Source organism: Idiomarina sp. OXR-189 (assembly GCF_034373425.1).
In the GTDB taxonomy this organism is placed as follows: Bacteria; Pseudomonadota; Gammaproteobacteria; order Enterobacterales; family Alteromonadaceae; genus Idiomarina; species Idiomarina zobellii.
In genome coordinates, this window is sequence record NZ_CP139706.1 from 504,250 (window position 1) to 529,893 (window position 25,644).

23 protein-coding genes are annotated in these 25,644 nt (G+C 47.8%); 16 read left to right on the forward strand and 7 right to left on the reverse strand.

The genetic code is table 11. The annotated features are described in order from the left end of the window. Window position 1: 1 nt before the first annotated feature. Entirely contained in the window at window positions 2-520 is a 519-nt protein-coding gene (locus UM402_RS02440; protein ID WP_322295438.1) for a polymorphic toxin type 44 domain-containing protein, read from the reverse strand. A gap of 103 nt (window positions 521-623) precedes the next feature. Here UM402_RS02440 and UM402_RS02445 point away from each other — a divergent pair. Beyond that, window positions 624-1,699, forward strand: a protein-coding gene (locus UM402_RS02445; protein ID WP_322295294.1) for an IS3-like element ISIba1 family transposase whose coding sequence is annotated in 2 segments (ribosomal slippage) — window positions 624-873 and window positions 873-1,699 — 1,077 coding nt in all. Because the reading frame shifts where the segments join, the coding sequence is not laid out codon by codon here. Between the two features lie 10 nt (window positions 1,700-1,709). Here UM402_RS02445 and UM402_RS02450 read toward each other — a convergent pair. Together UM402_RS02450 and UM402_RS02455 are read right to left on the reverse strand one after the other, a co-directional pair. Beyond that, window positions 1,710-2,492 (reverse strand): hypothetical protein, encoded by a 783-nt coding sequence (locus UM402_RS02450; RefSeq protein WP_322295439.1) that lies wholly within the window; start codon window positions 2,490-2,492, stop codon window positions 1,710-1,712. A 120-nt stretch (window positions 2,493-2,612) separates the two neighbouring features. Further along, a complete protein-coding gene (locus UM402_RS02455) occupies window positions 2,613-3,491 on the reverse strand; it encodes a LysR family transcriptional regulator (RefSeq protein WP_058575971.1) in 879 nt (292 codons plus the stop codon). Window positions 3,492-3,593: 102 nt separating this feature from the next. Between UM402_RS02455 and UM402_RS02460 the strand changes: the two genes are divergently transcribed. The 5 genes from UM402_RS02460 (at window position 3,594) to UM402_RS02480 (ending at window position 11,325) form a co-directional block, all read left to right on the forward strand. Then, window positions 3,594-4,667 carry an efflux RND transporter periplasmic adaptor subunit gene (locus tag UM402_RS02460; protein ID WP_058575972.1) on the forward strand — a complete coding sequence of 358 codons (1,074 nt, stop codon included), beginning with the start codon at window positions 3,594-3,596 and terminating at the stop codon, window positions 4,665-4,667. Continuing rightward, window positions 4,667-7,714, forward strand: coding sequence for an efflux RND transporter permease subunit (locus UM402_RS02465; RefSeq protein WP_058575973.1), 3,048 nt, complete (start codon window positions 4,667-4,669; stop codon window positions 7,712-7,714). Before UM402_RS02460 ends, UM402_RS02465 begins: the two co-directional genes overlap by 1 nt. Before the next feature lie 154 nt (window positions 7,715-7,868). After that, the gene (gene acnB, locus UM402_RS02470; protein ID WP_058575974.1) at window positions 7,869-10,457 is read left to right on the forward strand and encodes a bifunctional aconitate hydratase 2/2-methylisocitrate dehydratase; all 2,589 of its coding nucleotides are present in this window, start codon (window positions 7,869-7,871) and stop codon (window positions 10,455-10,457) included. Between the two features lie 265 nt (window positions 10,458-10,722). Next, window positions 10,723-10,983: a type II toxin-antitoxin system Phd/YefM family antitoxin gene (locus UM402_RS02475; protein WP_058575975.1), complete on the forward strand. Its 261-nt coding sequence runs from the start codon at window positions 10,723-10,725 to the stop codon at window positions 10,981-10,983. Window positions 10,984-11,055: 72 nt separating this feature from the next. Further along, window positions 11,056-11,325, forward strand: coding sequence for a type II toxin-antitoxin system RelE/ParE family toxin (locus UM402_RS02480; protein WP_322295440.1), 270 nt, complete (start codon window positions 11,056-11,058; stop codon window positions 11,323-11,325). Between the two features lie 348 nt (window positions 11,326-11,673). Here the strand turns inward: UM402_RS02480 and UM402_RS02485 are convergent, their stop codons facing one another. Then, window positions 11,674-13,452, reverse strand: coding sequence for a DUF885 domain-containing protein (locus UM402_RS02485; RefSeq protein WP_322295441.1), 1,779 nt, complete (start codon window positions 13,450-13,452; stop codon window positions 11,674-11,676). A gap of 80 nt (window positions 13,453-13,532) precedes the next feature. Between UM402_RS02485 and UM402_RS02490 the strand changes: the two genes are divergently transcribed. Next, window positions 13,533-14,489, forward strand: coding sequence for a Dyp-type peroxidase (locus UM402_RS02490; RefSeq protein WP_058575978.1), 957 nt, complete (start codon window positions 13,533-13,535; stop codon window positions 14,487-14,489). On the opposite strand, the gene argR is transcribed toward UM402_RS02490, so the two are convergent. Continuing rightward, on the reverse strand, window positions 14,465-14,938 hold the full coding sequence (gene argR / locus UM402_RS02495; RefSeq protein ID WP_058575979.1) for a transcriptional regulator ArgR: 474 nt from the start codon (window positions 14,936-14,938) through the stop codon (window positions 14,465-14,467). The two genes, UM402_RS02490 and argR, sit on opposite strands and share 25 nt — an antisense overlap. A gap of 185 nt (window positions 14,939-15,123) precedes the next feature. On the opposite strand from argR, the gene mdh reads away from it, so the two are divergent. Beyond that, window positions 15,124-16,056 carry a malate dehydrogenase gene (gene mdh / locus UM402_RS02500; RefSeq protein WP_058575980.1) on the forward strand — a complete coding sequence of 311 codons (933 nt, stop codon included), beginning with the start codon at window positions 15,124-15,126 and terminating at the stop codon, window positions 16,054-16,056. Between the two features lie 429 nt (window positions 16,057-16,485). On the opposite strand, the gene ispB is transcribed toward mdh, so the two are convergent. Further along, entirely contained in the window at window positions 16,486-17,457 is a 972-nt protein-coding gene (gene ispB / locus UM402_RS02505) for an octaprenyl diphosphate synthase (protein ID WP_058575981.1), read from the reverse strand. A 169-nt stretch (window positions 17,458-17,626) separates the two neighbouring features. Between ispB and rplU the strand changes: the two genes are divergently transcribed. The 8 genes from rplU to UM402_RS02545 all read left to right on the forward strand — a co-directional run bounded on the left by rplU (window position 17,627) and on the right by UM402_RS02545 (window position 23,977). After that, window positions 17,627-17,938: a 50S ribosomal protein L21 gene (gene rplU / locus UM402_RS02510; RefSeq protein ID WP_058575982.1), complete on the forward strand. Its 312-nt coding sequence runs from the start codon at window positions 17,627-17,629 to the stop codon at window positions 17,936-17,938. A 15-nt stretch (window positions 17,939-17,953) separates the two neighbouring features. Continuing rightward, on the forward strand, window positions 17,954-18,211 hold the full coding sequence (gene rpmA / locus UM402_RS02515) for a 50S ribosomal protein L27 (RefSeq protein WP_053954619.1): 258 nt from the start codon (window positions 17,954-17,956) through the stop codon (window positions 18,209-18,211). A gap of 116 nt (window positions 18,212-18,327) precedes the next feature. Continuing rightward, window positions 18,328-19,485: an Obg family GTPase CgtA gene (gene cgtA / locus UM402_RS02520; RefSeq protein WP_058575983.1), complete on the forward strand. Its 1,158-nt coding sequence runs from the start codon at window positions 18,328-18,330 to the stop codon at window positions 19,483-19,485. 14 nt (window positions 19,486-19,499) lie between these two features. Further along, entirely contained in the window at window positions 19,500-20,000 is a 501-nt protein-coding gene (gene folA, locus UM402_RS02525; RefSeq protein WP_058575984.1) for a type 3 dihydrofolate reductase, read from the forward strand. 110 nt (window positions 20,001-20,110) lie between these two features. Then, window positions 20,111-20,485: a DUF3718 domain-containing protein gene (locus tag UM402_RS02530; protein ID WP_053954616.1), complete on the forward strand. Its 375-nt coding sequence runs from the start codon at window positions 20,111-20,113 to the stop codon at window positions 20,483-20,485. Window positions 20,486-20,635: 150 nt separating this feature from the next. Then, window positions 20,636-22,096 (forward strand): alpha/beta hydrolase, encoded by a 1,461-nt coding sequence (locus tag UM402_RS02535; RefSeq protein WP_058575985.1) that lies wholly within the window; start codon window positions 20,636-20,638, stop codon window positions 22,094-22,096. Between the two features lies 1 nt (window position 22,097). Further along, complete coding sequence (locus tag UM402_RS02540) at window positions 22,098-22,832, forward strand: ATP-binding cassette domain-containing protein (RefSeq protein WP_058575986.1); 735 nt, start codon at window positions 22,098-22,100, stop codon at window positions 22,830-22,832. After that, window positions 22,832-23,977, forward strand: coding sequence for an ABC transporter permease (locus tag UM402_RS02545; protein WP_058575987.1), 1,146 nt, complete (start codon window positions 22,832-22,834; stop codon window positions 23,975-23,977). The genes UM402_RS02540 and UM402_RS02545 overlap by 1 nt, the downstream gene beginning before the upstream one ends. Before the next feature lie 337 nt (window positions 23,978-24,314). Here UM402_RS02545 and UM402_RS02550 read toward each other — a convergent pair whose 3' ends face one another. Beyond that, window positions 24,315-25,634, reverse strand: a complete 1,320-nt coding sequence (locus UM402_RS02550) for an NAD(P)/FAD-dependent oxidoreductase (protein ID WP_058575988.1) — start codon at window positions 25,632-25,634, stop codon at window positions 24,315-24,317. Window positions 25,635-25,644 lie beyond the last annotated feature (10 nt).

Sequence of the window (25,644 nt, forward strand, 5' to 3'; positions counted from 1 at the left end):
CTTACGGAACTGCCCAATAAACACTGACTTCGCATTGGTAAGTGACACAGCCACCGCCGGTACATACATCCCAACAGGTCTGCGAATAATATATTGTCCCACCGGAACTGCCTCCCGAACCGCTGCCTGGGCTGCCTCCTGTGCCGCCTCCGCTATGGTTAAAAGAGTCTATAGATTCGGAATCGACACAAGATGAAAATGAGCTTGTAAGTGGATTTTCAGAAAAGACTTCTTCACCGTACTTCCATCCACTTTTCACATCGAGCACATCTTGTTCACCATCTCCAGTATTAGTGATAAAATTGTAGAGTCCGTCTGTTATGGAATCGAAGCTGAATCCACCGTCATTATCTTGTATTCCCTGATATCCAGCACTGAATCTAAGTGACTCATTAAGAGAAAAGCCCATCTGGTTCATGTAGGCACCGTATAAAAAGTTACCAAACTCTTCATTACCTACCCAGGAGCTGTCGGCACTTTTAACATTATATGCAGTGTTGTTATTGAACTTCACATACATATGATAAATACTGGCAACTGTCCTGATAGTGACCTCTCCCCCAAAAATAGGACCATGACATCGATGAGATTTCCATTAAAATGGGTCAAGTGGAGATCTCGATATGAAAAAACGTTACAGCGAAGAGCAAATCATCAAGGCCATCAAAGAGCATGAGGCCGGTGCAAAAGTTGACGAAATTTGTCGTCGAATGGGAATTTCCAGCGGCACGTTTTATAACTGGCGTAGTAAATATGCCGGAATGGAAGTGAATGAGGCCAAGCGTCTAAAAGAGCTTGAGTCTGAGAATAACAAGCTTAAAAAGCTGTTGGCGGAGAAGATGCTTGAGACAGAAGCCTTAAAGGATGTCGTCTCAAAAAAGTGGTGAAGCCCGCCAGCAAGAAGCGTGTCGTAGAGCATTTAATCTCTGCGTATAAGCTAAGCGAGCGCCTTGCGTGCAAACTGGTCGGGCTGAGTCGAACAGCTTACCGATATAAGCCAAAGCAGCGAGATGACGAACGGGTAACGACTCGCCTAAAGGAGCTTGCCGTGGAATATCCACGGTATGGCTATTTACTGCTGCATGGGTTGCTTAAGCGCGAGGGGCTTGTAAAGAATAAGAAGCGAACCTATCGCCTTTATACCGAACAAGGGCTTCAGGTTCGGACCAAGAAACGTAAAAAGCTGACACGACCGCGTGTCGTTATGGACGCACCGCAGCGTGTTAATGAGCGATGGTCGATGGACTTTGTGTCTGACCAGCTGGCAAGTGGCCGACGTTTCAGAGTCTTGAACGTTGTCGATGACTTTAGCCGGGAAATGGTTGGGCAACTTGTCTCAGTATCGATTTCAGGACAGCAAGTATCGCGCTTTTTGTCTCAGCTTATCGACGAGCGCAGCAAGCCAGAGCATATTGTCTGCGATAATGGCACCGAATTTACCAGTAAAGCCATGTTTTTCTGGAGCAAAAGCAACGATGTAAGGTTGAGCTTTATTCAGCCAGGAAAACCAACACAGAACGCTTTTGTTGAGAGTTTGAATGGTAAGTTTAGGAATGAATGTCTTGATCAGAACTGGTTTAGAACGCTCGACGAGGCGAGGTATGAAATAGAGCAGTGGCAGCGTCATTATAATTACGAACGCCCGCATAGCTCGTTAAATTATTTACCGCCTGTGGAGTTTGCAAAACAGGTAGCTTAAAACTGAAATTTCATCGATAAGATGGTGTTAGTTCAGGGGAAAGGTCAATAGGAATATGAGGAGCGCCTGATAGACTAGAAAACCCTCGGGTATTATTAAAGTTCCTGGCTTCCCTTAAAACTGCATTTAAATTAAATACTTCATCCGGATTTCCACTTTTATGAGGTAACTTACTTGGAGGGCGGTTTCCATCATTACACGTCGAGGCATCCTGGATGTCAAAGCCATCAGATTGGGTTTCAACATTCGAAGATAAAGGATCGTAGCATATCCCTGTTTTGGGATCGCACTCGCCACCTGTTGGAGGGGCGGAAGTTTGGCTTGGAGAAGTATTGCCTCCTATGTATATAAAACTGAATTGATTATTTTCATTACCATTTAACACTGAAAAGTTAAAGTCTCGACCGTAAGTACCGACCTTAGGGGTTAGTTTAATAGTAACTGCAGTTTCGTCTCCCAAATCAAAGTTATTTATTTCTCCAGTATCATCCGAAAAACTTGAGTGGATAACGGTTCCGTCAATTAATCGCACCTCATAATCATAACCTCTGGTCGCGGCGCTACTGTCCGTGTTTGTTAGCGAAGCTGCCAAAATGTTGACGTTATTGCTTACCAAACCATTTAGACGGAAGCAGACAGAGCGATCACTAGCTTCATTGAGCGACGTAGCTGCACTTTCGGAGTTTTCATTGACAACAGTGCAATTATTCGGTTGAGCTGAGGCCTCCGAAGAGGGTAGATAGAATAAAAATGAAAATACAATTAAGCTGAATATACGGATTTTTTGGTGCATAAGATAATCCTCATAATTAACTTTTAGTTAACATTGAATCATGACTTATTATCTTCTGCAAACTCGCAGTTTTCTTAATCTTACCCTCAGTATTCTGGTGTGAATGTCATGCAGACATCGTCAGGCAAAACTTTCCCAGATGGCATTGGCAGCAGGGCCTAAAGTACGGTTCGCAGAGCGCACCAGGTGTATCTCCAGACTTACCTGTTGGATGAATCCGGGAATGGTAATTTCAACCAGTTTGCCCTGCTTAATGGCATTATGTGCAATGTGTTTTGGAATAATTCCCCAACCAAAGCCTGCCTTTAACAGTTCAAATTGAGTATTCACTTCATTCACTCTTATGCGCTGCTGACTGGGTAAACGTAGTACCGCATCTAAATTAATGCCAATCTCTAAATTTTGAGGGACTAGCATTGGCAGCTCAAGCAAGTCCTGTCGGCTGGATGGCATACGTCCGAAGTCATCCACTAAAGAAGATGCAATGGCGACAGTAAGCTCAAATGGTGCGACAGGTAGAGTTTCAAAGTCGCCGTACTGACGAAATAAGGGCAGCCAGGGGCACAGCGCTAAGTCTGCCGATCCATTATCAATACGCTTGAGGGCCCGCATTTGCGACTCGCCGTCAATGTGAACTTCGGTGGCGGGGTAGTGCTGTTGTATATGCTCAATACTTGGCAGCCATAACTTACTGTCGCAGGTGTGGTCATAGCAAAGGGTCAATAAAGGCTCGGCACCGTATTTCAGTTGTTCGGTCAGTGACTGCAGACGCTCTTGCTGACGCACAACTTCTTCCGCCTGTCTTAAAAAATGCTGGCCTTGCTCGGTAAGCTGCAGGCGATATCCGCTTCGATTAAACAACGCAAAGCCGGCACTGTCTTCCAGCTTTTTCAGCGCCATACTGACAGCAGATTGGGTACGGCTTAAGTGATCAGCTGACTTTTGTAAGCTTCCTAGCTCGGCGACAGTGATAAGCATTTTTAGGTGCGATAAATTCATTAAATTATACTGATTAAGTTTTTAATTTTAATTCAATATAATTGTAACTGTACGTGCAGTAAACTAATTATCAATTCATAGTTCGTCATTAGGAAAATACGCATGCGTTGGTTTGTTGTCACATCCCTTGTGTTATTAATGGTTGCTTGTAGCGAAGCACCAGCAGAAGCAGAGAAAACTGATGAGGCTCGTCCGGTTAAGCTACTTACAGTGACCGAAAATAACGGCGCCAAACTGCGTGAATTTCCCGGTGTTGTGGAAGCCGCAAAAGTGGCGCAGTTGACGTTTCGGGTTGCCGGTGAAATTACCGAACTCCCGGTAAGACCGGGTGCCGAAGTTAAGCAGGGCGATCTTATTGCTCGTCTTGACCCGACCGATTACCAACTTGCTGTGGATCAGGCGAAAGCTCAATATGAGCTGGCGGCATCTCAGTATGAAAGGAATAAGGTGTTGGTCAATGAGGGCGTGATGTCAGAAGCGCAATTTGACCAAATTGAGTCACAACGGGCGGTGGCTAAGTCGAACTATGAAACGGCTAAAGCAAACCTGAAATACACTGAGTTACGGGCCCCCTTCGATGGCGTGATAGCGAGTTTAGCGGTTGAAGCTTATGAAAATATTCAACCGAAACAACCCATAGTCACCTTGCAAATTAATAACGCGATTGATGTCAGTATTCAGGTACCGGAGAAACTGTTTGCCAGAGTCAAAAAGCAAACTGACTATGAACCAATGATTCGCTTTGACGCAGCACCTGAGTTCCAATTCAGGGCTCACTTGAAGGAATGGGACTCGCAAGCCGACCCAGCAACCAATACGTATGAGGTGGTTTTTACTCTGCCTAAACCCGACAACCTGAATGTTCTTCCGGGCATGACTGCAACGGTCATTGTGGATATGGCTCAAGTTCTGCGCTCAACAATTACCGGTATGTTGGTGCCAACAAAAGCGGTGTTTACTAATGGCAGTAATACAGAGCAGCCGCCGTCTTATGTGTGGGTAGTGGCGGAAGACATGTCCGTTGAAAAGCGCAAAGTGGTTGTCGGTACCGCGACCAATGATGGCCTGACAATTGTCAGTGGACTAAAAGAAGGCGAAACCATTGTTATTGCGGGAGTCCATCAACTTCGTGAAGGCCAGAAAGTTCGTGAATGGCAACGCGAACGGGGGCTGTAATGGATATCGCTCGCTATAGCATGACCCGCAAAACAACCAGCTGGATGTTTCTTCTGCTGTTGTTGGTTGGAGGAATTGTCGCATTAACTCAGTTGGGTCGCCTGGAAGACCCTGAGTTCACCATAAAACAAGCGATGGTCATAACACCGTACTCGGGCGCGTCGGCTCAACAAGTGGAAGAGGAAGTGACGTACCGCCTGGAAAATGCAATTCAGGAACTGAGCTACGTGGATAATATCCGTTCGATATCTAAGCCCGGGCTGTCGCAAATTACGGTGGAGATGAAGAGCATTTATAGAGCGGATGACCTGGAGCAGATTTGGGATGAACTTCGACGCAAAGTGAATGACACTAAGCGTCAGCTTCCTCCAGGCACAGGCGAGCCTATTGTTCGTGATGACTTTTCCGACGTTTATGGCGTGATGCTGGCTATCACTGGGCCTGACTATTCCTACAAAGATATCGAGCACTACGCCGACTTTTTGCGAAGAGAACTGGTTCTCGTTGAAGGCGTTGGCAAGGTCTTGCTGTCAGGAGAGCGCCAGGAGCAGGTTATTGTTGAGGTCTCTCGGGCGCAGTTGAGCAATTTTGGTATACCGCCACAGCAAGTCGCCAATTTACTGCAAACACAAAATGCCGTCGCAAATGCAGGGCGTGTGACTATTAATGAAGAATCGATGCGCATTGCTACCAGTGGCGAGTTCTCCTCTGTCGAAGACATGGAAAAGTTGGTCATTAGTAACCCCGGAGCAAGTGAGCGTATTTACTTGCGCGATGTCGCCAACATTTATCGTGAGACAAAAGATATTCCTGATCATGTTGTTCGCTACAATGGTGAACCTGCGCTTTGGTTAGCATTGTCGTTCGCCGATGATGTGAACGTCGTGGAAGTTGGTGAGCGTCTTGAGCAACGTTTGAATGAGCTTTCCTATGCTCAGCCAATTGGTATGAACGTTGAGCGTATTTACGATCAGCCCCACGAAGTTGAAAACTCCGTTAATACCTTTTTGCTGAATTTAGTCGAAGCGGTCGCTATTGTCGTTGTAGCGCTGCTGCTGTCTATGGGTTTTAGAAGTGGCCTGCTGATTGGCTCTGTGCTGTTATTAACGGTGCTTGGTACCTTTATTTTTATGCGTCTTGGCGATATTAACCTGCAGCGGGTGTCGCTAGGCGCACTGATTATCGCTCTGGGTATGTTGGTCGATAATGCCATTGTTATTGCTGACGGCATTATGGTCGGCATGCGTCGTGGGCAGAGCAAAGTGCAAGCCGCAACTCAGGTGGTCAAACAAAATCAATGGCCGCTGTTAGGGGCTACTGTCATTGGCATTATCGCTTTTGCACCAATTGGTCTTTCGTCTGACGCCACTGGCGAGTTCGCTGGTAGCTTGTTCTGGGTCTTGCTGATTTCCTTGCTGCTTAGTTGGGTGACGGCTCTAACCTTGATTCCTTTTTTAGCTGATAGGCTATATTCGGAAAAAGACATTGGCGATGAAAACGACGATGCCTTTAAGCACCCACTTTATGTAAAGTACCGCAGTGCGTTGCGTGTTTGCCTGAGACATCGCGTGATTAGCATGCTGGCCATGGTCATTATGTTGGTTTTAGCTGTTGTCGGTTTTGGTCAGGTAAAACAGGCCTTTTTCCCGCCATCTACTACGCCACTGTTTTATGTGGACTTATGGTATCCACAAGGCACGGACATTCGTCATACCGAACAGGATTCAAAACGCCTCGAAGACTACTTGCTGGACAAACAGGAGGTGGTTTCGGTCGCAACAACCGTCGGCCAGGGAGCACCGCGCTTCACACTGACTTATTTGGTCGAAAAAAGCTATGAAAGCTACGCTCAGTTGCTGGTGCGTGTAAACGACAAAGAGGCGATGTCGCCACTTATGGCGGATATTCGGGAACGTATAAAAAACGCTCACCCTGACGTTGAAGACAAGCTGATTAGGGTCGAAATAGGACCTGCAACGCCGGCGAAAATTGAGGCACGCTTTTCAGGAGCGGATATTCAGGTGTTACGTCAGTTGAGCGAAAAAGCGCAGGCGATAATGCGTGACGATGCAGGTGCCGTCAATATTCGTTCTGACTGGCGACAGCGCACTAAGTTATTGCAGCCGGAATATGACGAAGCGGCCGGACGACGTGCGGGCATTACTAAAGAAGACGTGAATAACGTTTTGCTGGGTAACTTTGTCGGCCAGCAAATTGGGGTTTATCGCGACGGAACCGACCTTTTACCAATAGTGAAGCGAGCGCCGGCGGCAGAGCGTGTTGATCTTAACAATTGGCAGGAACTGCAAATCTATAGTCCGGTACTCGATAGGTTTATACCGCTGGCGCAAGTGGTTAGAAGTATTGATACCACCTGGGAAGACCCGTTAATACTGCGTCGCGATAGAAAGCGCACACTGACGGTCATGGCTGACCACGATATTTTGGGTAGCGAAACCGCAGCTCAGGTATTTGAACGTGTGCGCCCGAAAGTAGAAGCTATCGAATTGCCGTTGGGCTACGAGCTCAGCTGGGGTGGTGAGCATGAAGCATCAAACAAGGCTCAGAAGGCGTTATTTGGGGCATTGCCGCTGGGCTTTTTGGTGATGTTTATTATTACCGTGCTGTTGTTTAATAGTATTCGTCATGCCGCTGTGCTTTGGACAACGGTACCGCTGTCGATAATTGGGGTGACGGTTGGCCTCTTGCTGCTGAACAAGCCCTTTGGATTTATGGCACTACTGGGTTTCTTAAGCTTGTCAGGCATGCTGATTAAGAACGGGGTTGTGCTTTTGGAGCAGGTCAATGTCGAGCTCGAGTCTGGTAAATCTCGCATTGATGCGCTGGTCGATGCCGCTGTTAGCCGTGTAAGGCCGGTGGGCATGGCGGCAGCGACAACCATTCTGGGTATGTTGCCGCTGCTGTTTGATGACTTTTTTGCGAGCATGGCGACGGTTATCATGTTCGGCCTTGGTTTTGCCACGGTACTGACGCTGTTTGTGGTACCGGTTATGTATGCCATTGTGCAAAAAGTGGAGCGCCCTTAATCAGGGCGCAATCAGCCAGCGCATTCATCTTATTTATACCCTGAATTATCTGATTTATAGTCCTCTCGCATGGGAATTTAAGCGCAAAATCCGTATAATGCGCCGCACTAGTGAACCGTCTTGAATTCATGCAAGCAAATGAGAGGTAATACGAGTGCTTAAAGAATATCGTCAGCACGTGGAAGAGCGTGCCGCAGAGGGTATCCCTCCGAAACCACTAACGGCAGAACAAGTAGCCGATCTTGTTGAACTACTGAAGAACCCACCAGCAGGTGAAGAAGAATTCTTAGTAGAGTTATTGTCTGAGCGTGTACCACCAGGTGTTGATGAAGCTGCTTATGTAAAAGCTGGCTTTTTAAGCGCACTGGTAAAAGGCGAAATACAAAGCCCGGTTATCAGCAAAGAAGACGCCGTTAAATTGCTTGGCAATATGCACGGTGGTTACAACATCGTGACTTTGGTTGAGTTATTGGACAGCGCTGATCTAGGTCGCTTAGCGGCAGAAGAATTAAAGCACACAATCTTAATGTTTGACGCCTTCCACGACGTTGAAGAGAAAATGAAAGCCGGTAATGCGCTGGCTAAAGAAGTGGTTGAGTCATGGGCCGAAGGTGAGTGGTTCACCAGCCGTGACAAAATGGCAGACCAGATTAAAGCGACTGTCTTTAAGGTTACCGGCGAAACCAACACCGACGACCTGTCACCAGCACCTGACGCCTGGTCACGTCCTGACATTCCACTGCATGCCAAAGCCATGTACAAAATGCCTCGCGAAGGCATCACTGATGCAGGCAAGCAGATTGAAGAGTTGAAAGAAAAAGGTCACCCGGTTGCTTTCGTAGGTGACGTCGTAGGTACAGGCTCTTCACGTAAATCAGCAACCAACTCTGTCCTGTGGAACATTGGTGAAGACATGCCGGGTACGCCGAACAAGCGTGCGGGCGGTATCTGTATTGGCGGCAAAGTCGCACCTATCTTCTTCAACACCATGAAAGACGCTGGTGCGTTGGTATTTGAAGCCGACGTCGAAAAAATGAATATGGGTGATGTCATTACCATTTACCCATACGAAGGCAAAATTGAAAATGAAGCGGGCGACGTTATCGCTGAATACGACTATGCGTCACGGGTTATTCTTGACGAAGTGCGTGCCGGTGGCCGTATCAACCTGATCATTGGTCGTGGTTTAACCACCAAAGCGCGTGAATCACTGGGCTTAGGTCACTCTGACTTATTCCTGACCCCAGAGCAGCCAGAAGACAGTGCTAAAGGCTACAGCCTGGCACAGAAGTTAGTGGGTAAAGCTTGTGGTATGGAAGGCGTGCGTCCTGGCACTTACGTTGAGCCGAAAATGACTACCGTGGGCTCGCAGGACACCACCGGTCCAATGACCCGTGACGAACTGAAAGACCTGGCTTGTCTTGGCTTTAACGCTGACCTGGTTATGCAGTCTTTCTGCCATACGTCAGCCTATCCGAAGCCAGTTGACGTTGAAACTCAGCATACACTGCCAGACTTCATCATGAACCGTGGCGGCGTTTCGTTGCGCCCGAACGACGGTATTATTCACAGTTGGCTGAACCGTATGTTGTTGCCGGATACCGTCGGTACTGGTGGTGACTCGCATACACGTTTCCCGCTGGGTATTTCGTTCCCGGCAGGCTCTGGTTTGGTTGCCTTCGCAGCTGCAACCGGTGTTATGCCGTTGGATATGCCAGAGTCAGTACTGGTGCGTTTCAAAGGTAAAATGCAGCCGGGTATTACTCTGCGTGACTTGGTTCACGCAATTCCTGCGTTTGCTATTAAAGACGGCTTATTGACCGTAGAAAAACGCGGTAAGAAAAACGCGTTCTCAGGTCGCATCCTGGAAATCGAAGGTCTTGAGCACTTAACCGTAGAGCAAGCGTTCGAATTGTCAGACGCATCAGCAGAGCGCTCTGCAGCGGGTTGTACTATCAACTTGTCAGAAGATTCAGTCAGTGAATACTTGCGCTCTAACATCACCATGTTGCGTTGGATGATCAACGAAGGCTACGGCGATGCGCGTACGCTTGAGCGTCGTGCTCGTAAGATGGAAGAATGGCTTGAGAACCCATCACTGACGCGTGCCGATAAAGATGCGGAATACGCAGAAGTTATCGAAATCGATTTGGACGAAATTAAAGAGCCAATCGTCTGCTGCCCGAACGACCCGGACGACGCTAAGTTCTTAAGCGAAGTTGCCGGCGACAAAGTTGACGAAGTGTTCATTGGTTCGTGCATGACCAACATTGGTCACTTCCGTGCCGCAGGTAAACTGTTAGAGAAAAACTCTGACCCGCTAAACACGCGTTTGTGGATTGCACCACCAACGAAGATGGACAAAGCCCAGCTGGAAACCGAAGGCTATTACGACATTTACGAGCGTAACGGTGTGCGCACCGAAATGCCGGGTTGTTCACTGTGTATGGGTAACCAGGCCCGCGTTGAAGCTGGCGCAACCGTATTGTCAACGTCGACTCGTAACTTCCCGAACCGCTTAGGTGACGGCGCCAACGTTTACCTGACGTCGGCAGAGCTGGCAGCTGTTGGTGCTATTGTAGGCCGCTTGCCAACGCCGGAAGAGTACCTGGAGTACGCACAAGACATTAACTCGATGGCTGGTGAAGTTTATAAATACCTGAACTTCGACCAAATGGATGCCTTCCGCGACGCAGAAAAAGCGGCCAAGGAAAACATCATCCCAACCATCAACGTGGCTTAATGAGTGCTTAGGTTGCAAGGACTCTTTACGAGGACGCCCGCAAGTACTTCCCTGTAGGGCTTGGGCAGCGCCATCCATGGCGCTGCACACCTCGTTAAGAGTCCTCGCAACCGTTGAGCGCACTCATTAGCCACTTATAAAACCGCTTCGGCGGTTTTTTTGTGCCCGATGTTCAGTAGCCTGATGTTCACATCAGGTGAGATATTCTAGCTTGTAGGTGGTCTATTTATAGTCTATATTTAGACTGTTCAGTCGGGAGGGAGCTATGCAGATAAAAACCATTAGTTACATTAAGCAAAATGCGGCGTCACTGAATGTCGAAGAGCCTATTGTGGTCACTCAAGGTGGAAATCCGGTATATCGTATTGAGTCGGAAGCTAGCGCTAGACAACGGGACGAAGCTATTGCGACACTTAAGCTGATGAATTTGGCTGAAAGGGATATTCGAAATCAAAATCTTCTATCTCTTAGCGAAGCAAAAGAAAGGCTAGAGCGTGAAATCAGAACAAAGAAGTTTGAGCTTTAGTTCTCAGTTATGAACTACGATGTTAATTTTACCGAGCTCAGTTATAAGACTCTGGCTGCTTTAACCCGCTATATGGAATCCTTTCTGGGTCAGGAAGAAGCTATTAGGTTAGGTCATCAACTTCTTGATTTCGCCATCAATAAACTCGGCGATAACCCTTTGCAATTAACCATTTCTCATGAACTTGAGACGTTAGGTATCACTGACTATCGAGTAATGCTAGTAGATAATTATAAGATCTTATTTCGTCTGGATGAGAAAGATAAAACGAGTTACGTCATGGCCTTTCTACGACAGAAACAGAATACCCAAGAGCTGCTTTATCAGATAACGCTTTGGTAGCGAGATCTCTGCGCAATAAAACTGATACGTCATCGTTATGTGTTGGTCAGCGGTGTGTTCGTAAGTCGATAGGGCAGGTTCTTCACTTATGAGCGTTATGAGTGTTGAGTACTTCTGTGGCGGAGTGTCGAAGGTCATGGAGCGTACATACTGGGAGAAATACTCGTGAGCGCGTCCAATGGTTACAGGGCCTCATGTGGAGTTGTGCAGCGCCACGGATGGATTCAGGCGGCAGAAATAAACAAATAGAATCCCCGCTATCAGGAAGTGTCTGGCGCCATGGATGGCGCCAGTCAAGCCTTACAGGGACGTACTTGCAGGCGTCTTCCTGATAGCGGGGTTTCTGTTCTATTTCTGCCCAGCAATCCAGTTGTTGATGTGTTGCTCGAGTACTTTCAGTGGCACGCTGCCGTTTTCCAGTACCGCATCGTGGAACTCACGAATGTCGAACTTATCACCTAATTGCTGTTCTGCTTCGCGGCGTAAACGCTTAATAGTCAACTCGCCGAGCTTGTATGAAAGCGCTTGCGCAGGCCAGGTAATGTAACGGTCAATTTCGGTTTTCACGTTATGCAGTGACAATGCGGTATTGTTGGCCATAAAGTCCATCGCGCGCTCGCGGCTCCAGCCTTTAGCATGCATACCGGTGTCCACCACTAAGCGTGCTGCACGCCACATTTCATAGCTTAAACGACCAAAGTTACTGTAAGGGTCTTTATAAAAGCCTGCTTCCAGACCTAAGTATTCAGAGTACAACCCCCAGCCCTCGCCAAACGCGGAAATATAAGTTTGCTGACGGTATTCCGGTAAGTTTTCTAACTCACCCGCAATGGCGTTTTGTAAGTGATGACCCGGTACCGCTTCGTGCAGCGTCAGCGCTTCCATCTGGTATAAAGGACGACGGTCTAACGCGTAGGTATTCACCCAATAAAAACCCGCACGATCATCTCGGTTGGTTCCTGAATAACGGCCGGTTGTGTACTTAGGCGCAATTTCTTCGGGAACCGGCGCTATACCATAAGGCTTACGTGGTAAGGTTTTGAACAGCTTCGGCAGTTCACCATCCATTTTCTTGGCTATCCAGGCGGCGTATTGCAGTAATTCTTCTGCCGTTTCCGGGTAAAACTGGTCGTCAGTACGCAAGAACTCAACGAATTCGTCAAAGTCTCCATCAAAGCCGGTTGCTTCAATGGCTTCCAGCATTTCGCCGCGAATACGAGCGACTTCCTGCAAGCCAATTTCATGAATTTCGTCAGCGGTCATATCCAGCGTGGTGTAATGCTTAATACGGTTTTGGTAAAACGCATCGCCGTTAGGTAGTTCACTAGCGCCAACGCTTTCGCGAGCATTCGGTAAGTACTCTGTTACCATAAAGGTGAAGTAATCGTCGTACGCAGGCATGACTTGCTCGTCAATCGCTGTCATTGCGTCTGCTTTTAGCGCTTCCCACTCAGTGTCATTGGCAAAAGCAGGCTGCTTGGCAAAAGGAGAGAAGTAAACACTTTCACTGGCGTCCTGAACAAGATAAGCCAGAATACTTTCTTCGAAGCCCGCCATAGCCGCAGCGGGCTGTGTGTAACCTTCCTCAATGGCTTTTCTGAGCCAATGGGTTTGTTGCTCCATGTAGCGCGGAATGCTGCGCAACTTCGAAATATAGTTTTGATAATCTTCAACCGAGTTAAATGAGGTATACGACGGCATAAAGGCCAACGAACTGTGGAAGCTACCCTCGGCCGTTAGTGGCATGTAATGCGCATTAAAACGGTATTCGTCGACACGGTTTTTCAGCGAGTAGCGAATCATAGCGTGATTAATTTTATCTTCGTCGCTCAGCTGGTTCAGTTTTATCGCGTCCAATTGCTCCAGCCATTTTGACTGTTTTTCATAGCGAGCTTTCAAGGCTTCCGGTGACATGTCCGTTAGCTCGGTATCGCTGGACTCATTCATACCTTCCCAAATGGTGTCTGCCAACTGGTGAAATTGCTCAGCAACACTCTGTTGTGCAACGTTTTGTTGGGTCGGCTGTTGTGACGTTGTCGTCGCACAGGCGGTTAACCCTAATAAACTTCCAATAAGAATCAGATTACGCATGATTTTTCCTTGCGGTGTCATAACGAATACAGGCATTCTATAATGCCTTTTGCATGAGTTAATGTAAAAAGCAATGCAGCGAACTCACAATAATAATAGTTAAACGGGAGAAAAGGGTGGATAAAGCGCAATCAGGGATATACGCCGAGCCAAATTTGCACGGCTTAACCTTGTTTTGTCATGTCATGAGTGACGATGTCGAGAGTTTACGCCGTAAACTGTCTCGATTCCCGGCTATCATTCAGGACTTAGATGCACGCTTTTCTGAAGCCATGCTGACCGGCTTTGTCGGCATTGGTGCTGAATATTGGGATATCCTTTACCCGCATAAACGACCGCTTCACCTGCAGGCATTCCCCGAGCTAAGCGACGCAGACCGGGAAGCGCCTCGTCATCCTTTTGACTTAGTCTTACATATACGCTGCGACCGATTCGATGCCAATTATTTAGCGGGCAGAACCATTATGGAGTGGTTTGGTTATGACATTGAAGTGGCAGAGCAAATCCGTTCCTTTCGCTATTTAGACGGCCGCGACCTGCTGGGCTTTATTGATGCCCCTGATAACCCAAGAGGTATGCGCAAACGCGAAGCCTCGCTAATAAACGCAACTGACGACACTGCCTTTGTTGACGGTAGTTATTTGTTTGTTCAGAAAATTCGCTATGACTTACGGCGTTGGGATTATTTAGGCCCGGAAAAGCAGGAGCAGATTATGGGACGAGAGAAAGTCTCCGGCGAGCGTTTACCAGAGGCAATGATCGACGGCGTCACTCATGCTGCTAAAGCGAAACTAATGGATAAGAATGAACAGCCAATACCTTTGTTACGGCAAAACATGCCTTGGGGCGACTTGCGCGAGCAAGGGTTATTAGGGATGTACTTTTCTCATGCGCCTAAAAGTGTTGTCGAGTGGTTAAAGGCACGTTATTACGCCGATGAGCAGGGGCAATACGATCCAATACTCGATTACTCTCAAGCAGTTTTGAATTCCAGCTTTTTTGTTCCGTCAACGCGTTTTCTCTTAGAAAACAGAGAGCTACCCGTTAATCAGGAAGACGGCAGTACTGACTGATTGGCAAACAACTCTTTGACTTTTCGCAGCGTAAAGTCAATGTCCTGTACTTTTACCGGTGCAATAAAAATAGTATCGTCGCCGGCAATAGTCCCCAACACGCCTTCTTTTTTGCCAACTGAGTCGAGTAAACGGGCGATAAGCTGAGCGGCACCAGGGCTGGTCCGAATAATGACCATGACATCATTATGCTGAATATCCAGTACAAGCTGGCTTAATGGCGCCTTAGTTGAAGGAACGGCTAAATCAGGAGGCAGACAGTAAACCATTTCCTGCTTTGCGTTACGGGTTCTGACTGCACCGTACTTACTAAGCATACGCGACACTTTCGACTGGCTAATGTTCTCAAAGCCTTGCTCTTTCAGTACGTTAACTATCTCGCCTTGCGAACCGTAACGTTCTTCACGAAGTAACGTTTTGAAGGCGTCAATTAATTGATCTTTCACCATTATCGTGCCGCTTCCTGACTGTCATTTTATGCTATAATGCGACCAGTTTACTGCATTCTGTGACGCTATTCGAGCTTTGTTATAAAAGGCTCGTCAGTTGTATTTAACAGCGTATTCAAGTACAGTTTTGCACCAAATTCTGCATGTTTATGCAGTTCTAATCGACAAACAAAACGGAGTCTGAGATGAAAGTAGCCGTATTAGGTGCGGCCGGTGGTATCGGCCAGGCATTGTCATTACTTTTGAAAACACAACTTCCAGCAGGTTCAGAGTTATCTTTGTATGACGTTGCGCCAGTAGTTCCAGGTGTTGCGGTTGATCTAAGCCATATCCCTACCGACGTAAAAGTCACAGGCTTCGGTAAAGACGACCTTGCGTCAGCATTAGTTGGCAGCGACATCGTATTAATTCCAGCCGGCGTACCACGTAAGCCAGGTATGGATCGCTCTGACCTGTTCAACATGAACGCGGGTATCGTTAAAAACTTAGTACAAGGTGTTGCCGACAACTGTCCTGACGCTTGTGTCGGTATCATCACCAACCCGGTCAACACCACCGTTCCAATTGCTGCTGAAGTTTTGAAAAAAGCAGGTTGCTACGACAAGCGTAAGCTGTTCGGCGTTACCACTCTGGACGTTATCCGCTCAGAAGCATTCGTTGGCGAACTGCGTGGTCTTAACCCTGAAAACGTAAACGTGCCAGTTATTGGTGGGCACAGCGGTACAACGATTCTGCCATTACTGTCTCAAGTTGAAGGTGTTGAGTTTACTGAGCAAGAAATCAAAGACTTAACTCACCGTATCCAGAATGCAGGTACTGAAGTCGTTGAAGCAAAAGCCGGCGGCGGTTCAGCAACCCTGTCTATGGGTCAGGCAGCAGCACGCTTTGCATTGTCATTGCTAAAAGGCCTGCAAGGTCAGGACACTATTGAGTGCACTTACGTAGAAGGCCCAGGCGACAATGCTAAGTTCTTCGCACAGCCAGTACGCTTAGGCAAAAATGGTGCCGAAGAAATCCTGTCTTACGGCAAGCTAAGTGCATACGAACAAAAATGCATGGACGACATGCTTGACGGCCTGAAGGGCGATATCCAAAAAGGCATCGACTTCGCCAGCTAAGCTTTCAGCTATCCGCTCTTGAAAATATTGGGGCGGGCCAGCATTGGCTGGCCATTGCAGGTTATCTTCCGAAAGACGCCTGCAAGTACGTCCCTGTAAGGCTTGGGCAGCGCCATCCTTGGCGCTGCACACTTTCTCCAGATAACCTTGCAATGACTTTTCGCCAATACTGACCTACCCCAACATTTCCACGCTACTTGCTGAAAGGTATGTAGCCTAAAAGGGGCAGGCTGTTGGGTTGCGAGCGTTACGAGTGTTGAAGGTTTCTATGGCGGAGTGTCGAAGGCCATGGATGCTTATTAGAAATGCCTAAAGCGGGAAGGGTTCTGTTTCGGAGGTGTGTAGCGCCATGGATGGCGCTACCCAAGCCCTACAGGGATGTATTCACGGGCGTCCTCCGAAACAGAACCCGATCCCCCAAGGCATTTCTTAAGCCACTCGGTCGACAGCCAGATGGGTTAGGGATAGTAGGGCTTGTTTGTAGTCGGAGTCCGGGAGTTCGCTTAAGGACTGGCGTGCTTGTTCGGCGGCTTCTAATGCTTTCTCGCGAGTGTATTGCAGTGCTCCAGTGCGTTCCATAGCAGTTAGCACGGTTTGTAAGTGCTCACGTCCGTCGCCTTGCTCTATCGCTTCGCGAATCAGTTTCTGCTCTACATCGTTGCCATTCCACATGGCGTACAACAACGGTAGCGTTGGTTTACCTTCGGCTAAATCATCGCCGGCATTCTTGCCCATTGAGTCGCTGTCAGCTGTGTAATCCAGTAAATCATCTACAAGTTGAAAAGCAGTACCTAAATAGCGGCCGTAGTCCGCCAATTGAGCCGTAAGCTTTTCGTCCTGCCCTGTAAGTACGCCTGCCAGCTCAGTCGCAGCTTCAAACAGCTTGGCTGTTTTACCGTAAATTACGTCAAAGTAACTTTCTTCAGAGGTATCCGGGTCATTACAGTTCATCAACTGTAAGACTTCGCCTTCAGAAATAATATTGGTGGCATCGGCTAAAATGCGCAAGATACGCAAGGAGTCCAAGTCGACCATAAGCTGGAATGCGCGGGTGTAGAGAAAGTCACCCACTAATACTGCGGCTTCATTACCGAATACGGCGTTTGCAGTTTTGCGGCCACGGCGTAAATCAGATTCATCGACAACATCGTCATGTAGTAGTGTTGCGGTATGAATAAACTCTATAATGGTGGCGAGTTTTTGGTGGTCTTTGCCGTCATAGCCCAAGGCTCGGGCGGTTATCACCGTCAGCAGGGGGCGTAGGCGTTTACCGCCGCTATTGACGATATAAATACCCAGCTGGTTGATTAACGCAACGTCGGATTTTAGTTGTTCACCAATAAGCGCATTCACACCCAACATGTCGTTTTTGGCTAATGCGTTAATGGACTGCATATCCATCATAGATATCTGAAATTTACAAAATTTAACGGAAACCAGATGGTACACTAATTCAACGGGCTCGGAAACTCTAAAGGCGGCAAATTAGGGCTTGCGATCGTTGACGGGATTACGTACAATTCGCGCCCTGATTTGAATTTGGATACCCAATTGGGTTGTGGAGAATAATATGTACGCAGTATTCCAAAGTGGCGGTAAGCAGCACCGTGTGTCTGAAGGCCAAATCGTCCGCCTGGAAAAACTGGAAGCAGCTACCGGTGATGTAGTTGAATTCGACCAGGTTTTGATGGTTTCTGACGGTAACGATGTAAACATCGGCGCTCCGTTCGTATCCGGTGGTAAAGTGAAAGCAGAAGTGATTGATCACGGTCGCGGCGATAAAGTTAACATCGTTAAGTTCCGTCGTCGTAAGCACTCTCGTCGCCAACAAGGCCATCGTCAGTGGTTCACTGAAGTGAAAATCACTGGTATCAATAGCTAATTAAGGAGTAACGACATGGCACATAAAAAGGCTGGTGGTTCTACTAAAAACGGTCGCGATTCAGAGAGTAAACGCTTAGGTGTTAAGCGCTTCGGTGGTGAATCGGTTCTTGCAGGTAATATCCTGGTTCGTCAGCGCGGTACTCGATTCCACGCTGGTAGCAACGTTGGCATCGGTAAAGATCACACGTTGTTCGCGACTTCAGAAGGCAAGGTATCTTTCGAAACGAAAGGTAAGAACAACCGTAAGTATGTGAGCGTTATTACTGACTAATAACCTCGACATAAACTGAAAAGTTTCGGTTCGAAAGCCCTGCCATTACGGCGGGGCTTTTTCTTATGTGCTAGAATTTTGCACAATATTTAATAAGTGATAAGTAGCAGATTGCGATGAAATTCGTTGATGAAGTAGAAATTCGTGTCGACGCTGGCGACGGTGGTAATGGCTGTATTAGTTTTCGCCGCGAAAAATACATACCCAAAGGCGGTCCTGACGGTGGTGACGGTGGCGATGGTGGTGATGTCTACCTGCAAGCCGATGAAAACTTGAATACGCTTATCGATTATCGATTTGAGCGTTTTCACCGTGCAGAGCGTGGCCAAAATGGTATGGGTAAAAACTGCACTGGTAAGCGGGGCAGCGACATTACTTTACCTGTCCCTCCGGGAACTCGCGCGACCGATATTGATACTGGCGAAGTCATGGGCGACTTGACCAAGCACGGTCAAAAGCTGTTGGTTGCTAAAGGCGGCTTTCATGGACTTGGTAACACGCGCTTTAAAAGCAGTGTGAACCGTGCTCCGCGCCAAAAGACGGACGGTACTCCTGGTGAAGTTCGCAACTTAAAGCTGGAACTGATGTTGCTGGCTGATGTTGGGCTTCTGGGTATGCCTAACGCGGGTAAATCAACGTTTATACGCTCGGTATCTGCGGCTAAACCCAAGGTAGCAGATTACCCGTTCACTACCTTGGTTCCAAACCTTGGTGTAGTGACACCTGCACCTGGCCAAAGTTTTGTTATAGCGGACATTCCGGGGTTAATCGAAGGGGCCGCGGAAGGGGCCGGTTTGGGTATCCGCTTCTTAAAACACCTGGAGCGTTGTCGACTGCTCTTGCACTTAGTTGACTTAGCACCATTTGACGAGACAGACCCCGCTGAACAGGCTCGCATCATTATTGACGAGCTTGAAAAATACAGTCCTAAGCTGGCTGAAAAACCACGTTGGCTTGTCATTAATAAAGTTGACTTGGTATTGGATGAAGAAGTCCAGGAGCAAGTTGACGCGTTAGTGAAAGAGTTGGATTGGGATGGCCCTGTGTTTCAGATTGCAGCGCTGGAGGGGAGAGGTTCCCAAGAACTTTGTCGCGAAGTCATGAACTATATTGAAACTTTGCCCGTACCGCATATGGAAGAGAAAGAAGAAGCGGATCCGGTCGAGTTCAAGTGGGACAGTTATCACGAAGATGTCATGGAAGAGCACTTCGAAGATGACGAGGACGACGATGATGACGACGACCATGGCGTCGAAGTTATTTATCAGAAGTAAAAAGGTAATTCTAAATGAAAATATCGCTTGTGGTTGCAATGGCAGACAATAGAGTCATTGGAAAAGACAATAAAATGCCTTGGCACTTGCCCGACGAGCTCCAATATTTCAAAAAAATTACCTTGGGTAAGCCAATTGTTATGGGTCGGAATACCTTTGAGTCAATTGGCCGCCCATTACCTGGTCGTAAAAATATCGTCCTAAGCAGAACTTCTGAAAGTCGTGAAACCCATGACGGCCAAGTGCTTTGGGTTAATGGCCCGCAACAAGCCATTGCAGCGGCAGGACCCGTTGAAGAAGTTATGGTCATTGGGGGCGGAAAAATTTATGAAAAATTTTTACCCCTGGCAGACCGCTTATATGTTACTAAAATAGACCTAAATGTTGACGGCGACACTTTCTTTCCTGATTACGAGGAAGTCGCTGATTGGCAAGAGATAGAGCGGCAAAACTTTGCCGCAAACGACCGAAACTCCAACGATTTTACTACCCTTATTTTCGATAGGAAACGTTAATAAGACGTTATAATTTCAGTCACTTACGTGACTTGCAGCCCATTGCAGAGCGACTCATATCGTAGTATCATCCTGATGAATTTTTGAACAATCTTGTGATGGGGTTTTAGATGAAAGCGATTGTATTAGGCACCTTGATGGCTGCGGTTGCAGTAACTGGCGCAACTTTTTCAAAAAACGCAGAAGCGAACGAATTGGCGTTAAGCCTTTGCACCTACGTTCAGGGTGACGACACCATGCGTATGCGTAAAAAGTTACGTGACTCACGCGTGCGTGTCCGTGACATCTATTCAGGCATCCAGTGTAATGGTCAAAGCTTATTGCAGTTCGCAATGGCAAATGGCTCGCAAGACATTGGCGAGTTTATTGTTGGACGTTTATCAGTAGACGAACTGAAAAGCTCCGGTGACTACGAATGGGCACAGTCTAACGGTCACGGCGGCTCGCCGATTGCTGCAGCAATTAAAGAGCGCGCAGGCCTTTAATTACAAAGCTAAAATGAATTACTAAAAACCCGCAAGCTTAGCCTGCGGGTTTTTTTACATCTTCTAACAATTCTTTCAGTTACTTACCTTTTATTTTTTCCACTTCTCAACGACAATAACTCACTGTGATTCAATTCAATTGGACTGATTATGAAACAGTGGATGCTGGTTTCCATACCCTTGTTAGTGTTGGGCGCGTTTAATAGTAACGCCCAAGCACAACAACAAGAAAATACGGACACAATCGATAATGAGTGCTACCTGCCGGGAATTCAGGAACGCTTGGAATGCGGGATTGTTCAAGTTCCTGAAAACTATGAGAAACCACAAGGTAAGCAAATAGGCTTGCATTACGCGGTGCTTCCAGCAATTCAGGAAGGCGCAAAGCCCGACCCAATGCTGATTTTAGCGGGCGGCCCAGGTCAGGCAGCCACCGAGTTGGCGCCGATGATTTCCCGAATGTTCGATAAGGTTCGCCAAAAACGAGATATCTTGTTGATCGATCAGCGTGGCACAGGGAAAAGTCATCCTCTTGAATGTGATATCAGTCGTCCGGATGAACTGATACGAAGCGACGATGACCAGGATTTAGCTGAGTTAACAGCAGACTGTTTATTAAAATACCCAGACACCGACACAACTCAGTATCACACGGTGAATGCTGTTAAGGACTTTGAGAACGTTCGTGAGCATTTAGGTGTTCAGCGACTGAATTTATACGGTGGGTCTTATGGAACTCGGGTTGGGTTAACCTACTTACGAGAAGCGCCGGAATCTGTGCGTACTGCTACCTTAGATGCCGTAGCTCCGCCTCAAGTGGTAATTGGTCCGTTTGGTCAACATGGGGCACAAGCATTTGACGCTATGCTGAAGAACTGCGAAGAGCAAGCTGCTTGTCAGGAACAGTTTCCCAATTTAGAGCAAGACTATTTTGATGTTATGTCCGCTTTAGAAAAACAGGACGTACTGCTGGATACCCATGATCCTCTGTCTTTTGAACCTATTACCATAAACTTAACACCCGGGCGTTTTAGTTCTATTGTGCGTATGGCGTTATATCACCCAAATACACGTCAGCTTTTGCCTTATGCGATTCATTCGGCTTCGGAGAAAAACTACAACGCTGTATTGGGGTTAATGGGCGGCACAATGTCACAAAGCAGTATTTATCTCGGTCTAATGTTATCGGTAGTGTGCAGCGAGGACTTACCTCGTGCGACCGAGCAGCTGCTAGCAGAAGACGGAGACAACCAATTTATTGGTGCCCGCACCGGAGATGCATTCCTTGACATGTGCAGGGGCTGGAAGTCGGCGCCGGTGCCATCTTATTGGGCAGAGCCGGTCGTTAGCGATAAGCCAGTATTACTGTTGTCGGGAGAGTTGGATCCGGTAACGCCGCCTTCGTGGGGAGAGTTAGCTGCCGACACATTACCCAACAGTAGGCACTTAGTGGCGCCAAATGCAAGCCATACCATTGCAAGCCATACCTGCGCCAACTCTCTCATCGCTGAGTTTATTGAAACCGCAGACGTCAGTGCTCTTGACGGTAGCTGTTTGCAGCAGCAACGGCTGAAGCCCTTTGTGTTAAATCAAAACGGAGAGGGGCTGTAAGATGATTAATGTCGATGAACTGAGTAAAACCTTTGAGAGTGTGCAGGCCCTGAACTCGCTGAGTTTTCAGGCAAAAGACGGAGAAATCACAGGCTTGCTGGGCCCCAACGGCGCAGGAAAAACCACCTGCCTTCGCATTATTTACGGCTTACTACAAGCAGATGAAGGGAAGGCGGAAATAGAAGGCGTTGACGCTAACGTAAACCCAATGGGCGCGCGCAAAAATTTAGGTATCTTTCCGGATAAATTCGGGCTTTATGAACGTTTGACCGTGCGTGAGCAGGTGGCGTACTTTGCTGAGCTGCATGGACTAAGTGGTAGCAAGCTAAAAGAAGCGGTGTCTCAAGTCATAAAAAAATTGGATATTGAAGAGCTGGCTGACCGCCGTACAGGTGGCTTTTCTCAAGGGCAACGCATGAAAGTGGCACTGGCTCAGGCTTTGGTACACAGCCCTAAACACCTTATTTTGGATGAGCCAAGTCGCGGGCTGGATGTGATGAGTACTCGCATTTTGCGCGATGTGCTTAGAGAACAACGGGCACAGGGAACCTGTATATTATTCTCCAGTCACGTTATGCAGGAAGTCGCTGCACTGTGTGATCGTGTTGTTGTGATGGCCGCAGGAAAAGTAGCGGCAGAAGGCACACCGGAAGAGTTGTGTCAGATGACAGGTGAAGAGCAGCTCGAAGATGCTTTCGTTAAAATTATCGGAACGGACGAAGGAATTGCGGCGTAATGAGTGGATTAACTACCGTATGGAAAAAAGAGTTCCGCGACGCAATACGCGATAAGCGTTCAGTATTTGCGGCAATGTCTTATGCGTTTTTTGGCCCTATGCTTATGGCAGTGGCGTTTTTCTTCTTGATTTCACAGCTGACTGACCAAGCCGACGTCGGTATCGAGATAGAAGGTAAAGAATACGCACCGCAATTGGTCGAGTTTTTGAACGAGAACGGTATTGTTGAAAAGCAAGGCGATTGGTCGGAAAACGAAGTCCCTATTATTTTGCGACTACCAGAAAACTGGTCGACCAAAATTGCTGACGCCGAGCCTGTTGAAGTTGAGTTAAAAGCAGATTGGTCTTCTCAAAAGCAGCAAACTGATATCAAGCGTGTCGAAAAGGCGGTACAAGCCTATAGCAGTCAAATTGCCAGTTATAGGCTCATTCTTCGTGGAGTTGACCCACGCGTAGTGCAGCCTATTCAGCTGCAAAAGCAGGACGTTGCCACAAAGGGCTCGAAAGCAGCGCTGATTATGGGCTCCGTTTTGGTATTTATTATTTTGTCAGTGTTTTGGTCAGGCATGAACGTGGCTATTGATATTAGTGCCGGGGAGCGAGAGCGAAACTCACTTGAGTTCTTGTTGAGCCAGCCATTAAGCACTTGGGACATAGTGACAGGGAAGGCTCTGACAGCCTCTACCTTCTCGCTGTTTGGTGCCGCACTGTCGCTGATTATTATTCCTATTATTTTTGCTTACGTGCCGCTTCACGAAATTGGTATGAACGTGAATTTTAGCGTTGGCATGATGCTACTCATGTTCGTATTGCTTGTGCCGCTAGCGCTATTTGCAACCGCATTACAGCTGTTCGTTTCTTTTCGGGCGAAAAACTTCAAAGAAGCACAGACTTATATTAGCTTCCTGTTGATTATTCCAATGGCGGCATCGTTTGGCGTAGAGTTTGCCCGACTTAAAAACCCAATACTCTATTACTTGCCTCTCACCGGACAGCATCAGGCTTTTTTGTCACTCATTCGCGGAGAGTCTATTAACGTCATGGGTACGGTAATAAGCGCCATAGCTACCTTAGTCGCCGCTTTATTGCTCATAAAATACATAGCACGCCTCCTCAAAAGCGAGAAAATAGTCTTCGGCCTGTAGCTCCAGGGCAGGCTACTCACCTTGCTTCGCTTGAGCATTGAGTCCTTCTGTGGCGGAGACGCGACGAGCTCATCCATGAGGGCTTGACGAAGGCCATCCATGGCCTTCGACACTCCGCCACAGAAGGACTCAACACTCATAACGCTTGCAAGCGACTAGCCTGCCTTTTATACGGGGGAGATGGCGGATAGAGAGCGCGCCCGACGGTTAGAGTGGGCTGCTATGGAGGTGTGCAGCGCCATGGATGGCGCTGCCCAAGCCCTACAGGGATGTATTCACGGGCGTCCTCCATAGTAGCCCCTATAGCCTCAGCGCTCTCTATCTGCCATCCTCACCTTCAGTCGAGTAGGCGGCCGTAATGGTAATAGAGCCATTGGGCTAACCGGCGGAATTTGGGGAGGGGGAATGGTTTTAGTTGCGACTGATAATAGGGTAGTTTGGGTAGAGCTGCTCCCATGGCGCATTCGGCTAACCGTTGGCCGGCTAATGCGCTGAAACTAACACCGGCGCCGCAGTACCCCATGCTGGCGTATATGTTGTCGCTGAATTTGCCGACGCGAGGGTAATCGTCAAGTGATACGCTGACCCAGCCGCTCCAAAAGTTGTCCCATTGGGTAACCCCTCTCAGCTGAGGGAATGTTTGGTGCATTGCTTGTAATAATCGCTTGGCGAAAACTGGGTCTTCCGCATTTTTTCCCTGAATTGCTCCTCGGCCGCCAAACAATAAACGGTTGTCAGGCAGTAGGCGGAAGTAATACTTCAGAATCCGCGTATCCATGATGGCATACTCTGGTGATAAACGAATACTATCAGCTTGCTCTTGTGACAACGGTGGTGTGGTAATGATGCTCGAGAGAACCGGTAAAGAGCGGCTAGCGAGCTTGGGAAGTAATTGTTGGGAGGTATAGCCATTCGAACAAACCAATAGCTTACGAGCCCGCACATTGCCTTTGGCTGTTTCCAGATAAACGCCTTTTTTACCTAAAGAAGCCGCTGAAGTGACCGGGCAGTGTTCAACTAGTTGCGCTCCGGCTTTAGCGGCTCGGCGGGCTGTTGCTGCGGCTAGTAATAATGGGTTAACGGCAAAACAGTCAGTAAAGCGAAGGGCTGCGTGCGCTTGAGGACTATCGATAACTTGACTTAAAGCGCTGTTATCTAACCACTCAACAGGTTGTTCAAATTGTCTAAGACTGTCGTATTGCTGTTGTAAGGGGGTTACTGACGCTAGCTTATGAGCAACTTTTAAATAGCCGCCGCTTTGACGTTGGCAATGCTCAGGGCACTCTTCAATGGTTTTTTCAATAAGCCTCAAACCTAACCCATGCTCTTGGGCTATACCCTTAGCAACGTCCTCACCAAAACGCTCAGCCCAAGCTGAAAGTCCCAGCCTGCCCGTACTTTTCATGACAAAACCGGCGTTGCGTGATGAACAGCCCCAAGCCAGGTTGTTTGCTTCAAAGACAGCAACAGAATGTCCGTTTTCAGCCAACGTCCGAGCCGCGTTAAAACCCGTATAACCGCCGCCAATTACCGCAAAGTCCACGTCCTCTGGCGCATCAGTGCATTGCGGAAATTCAGCCTGAGTATGCAACTGCCAATAACTAGCTCCAGGAGCATCATGAGGCCCCGGAGGCGCATTAACCAAAGGATCATACATAATCACCACC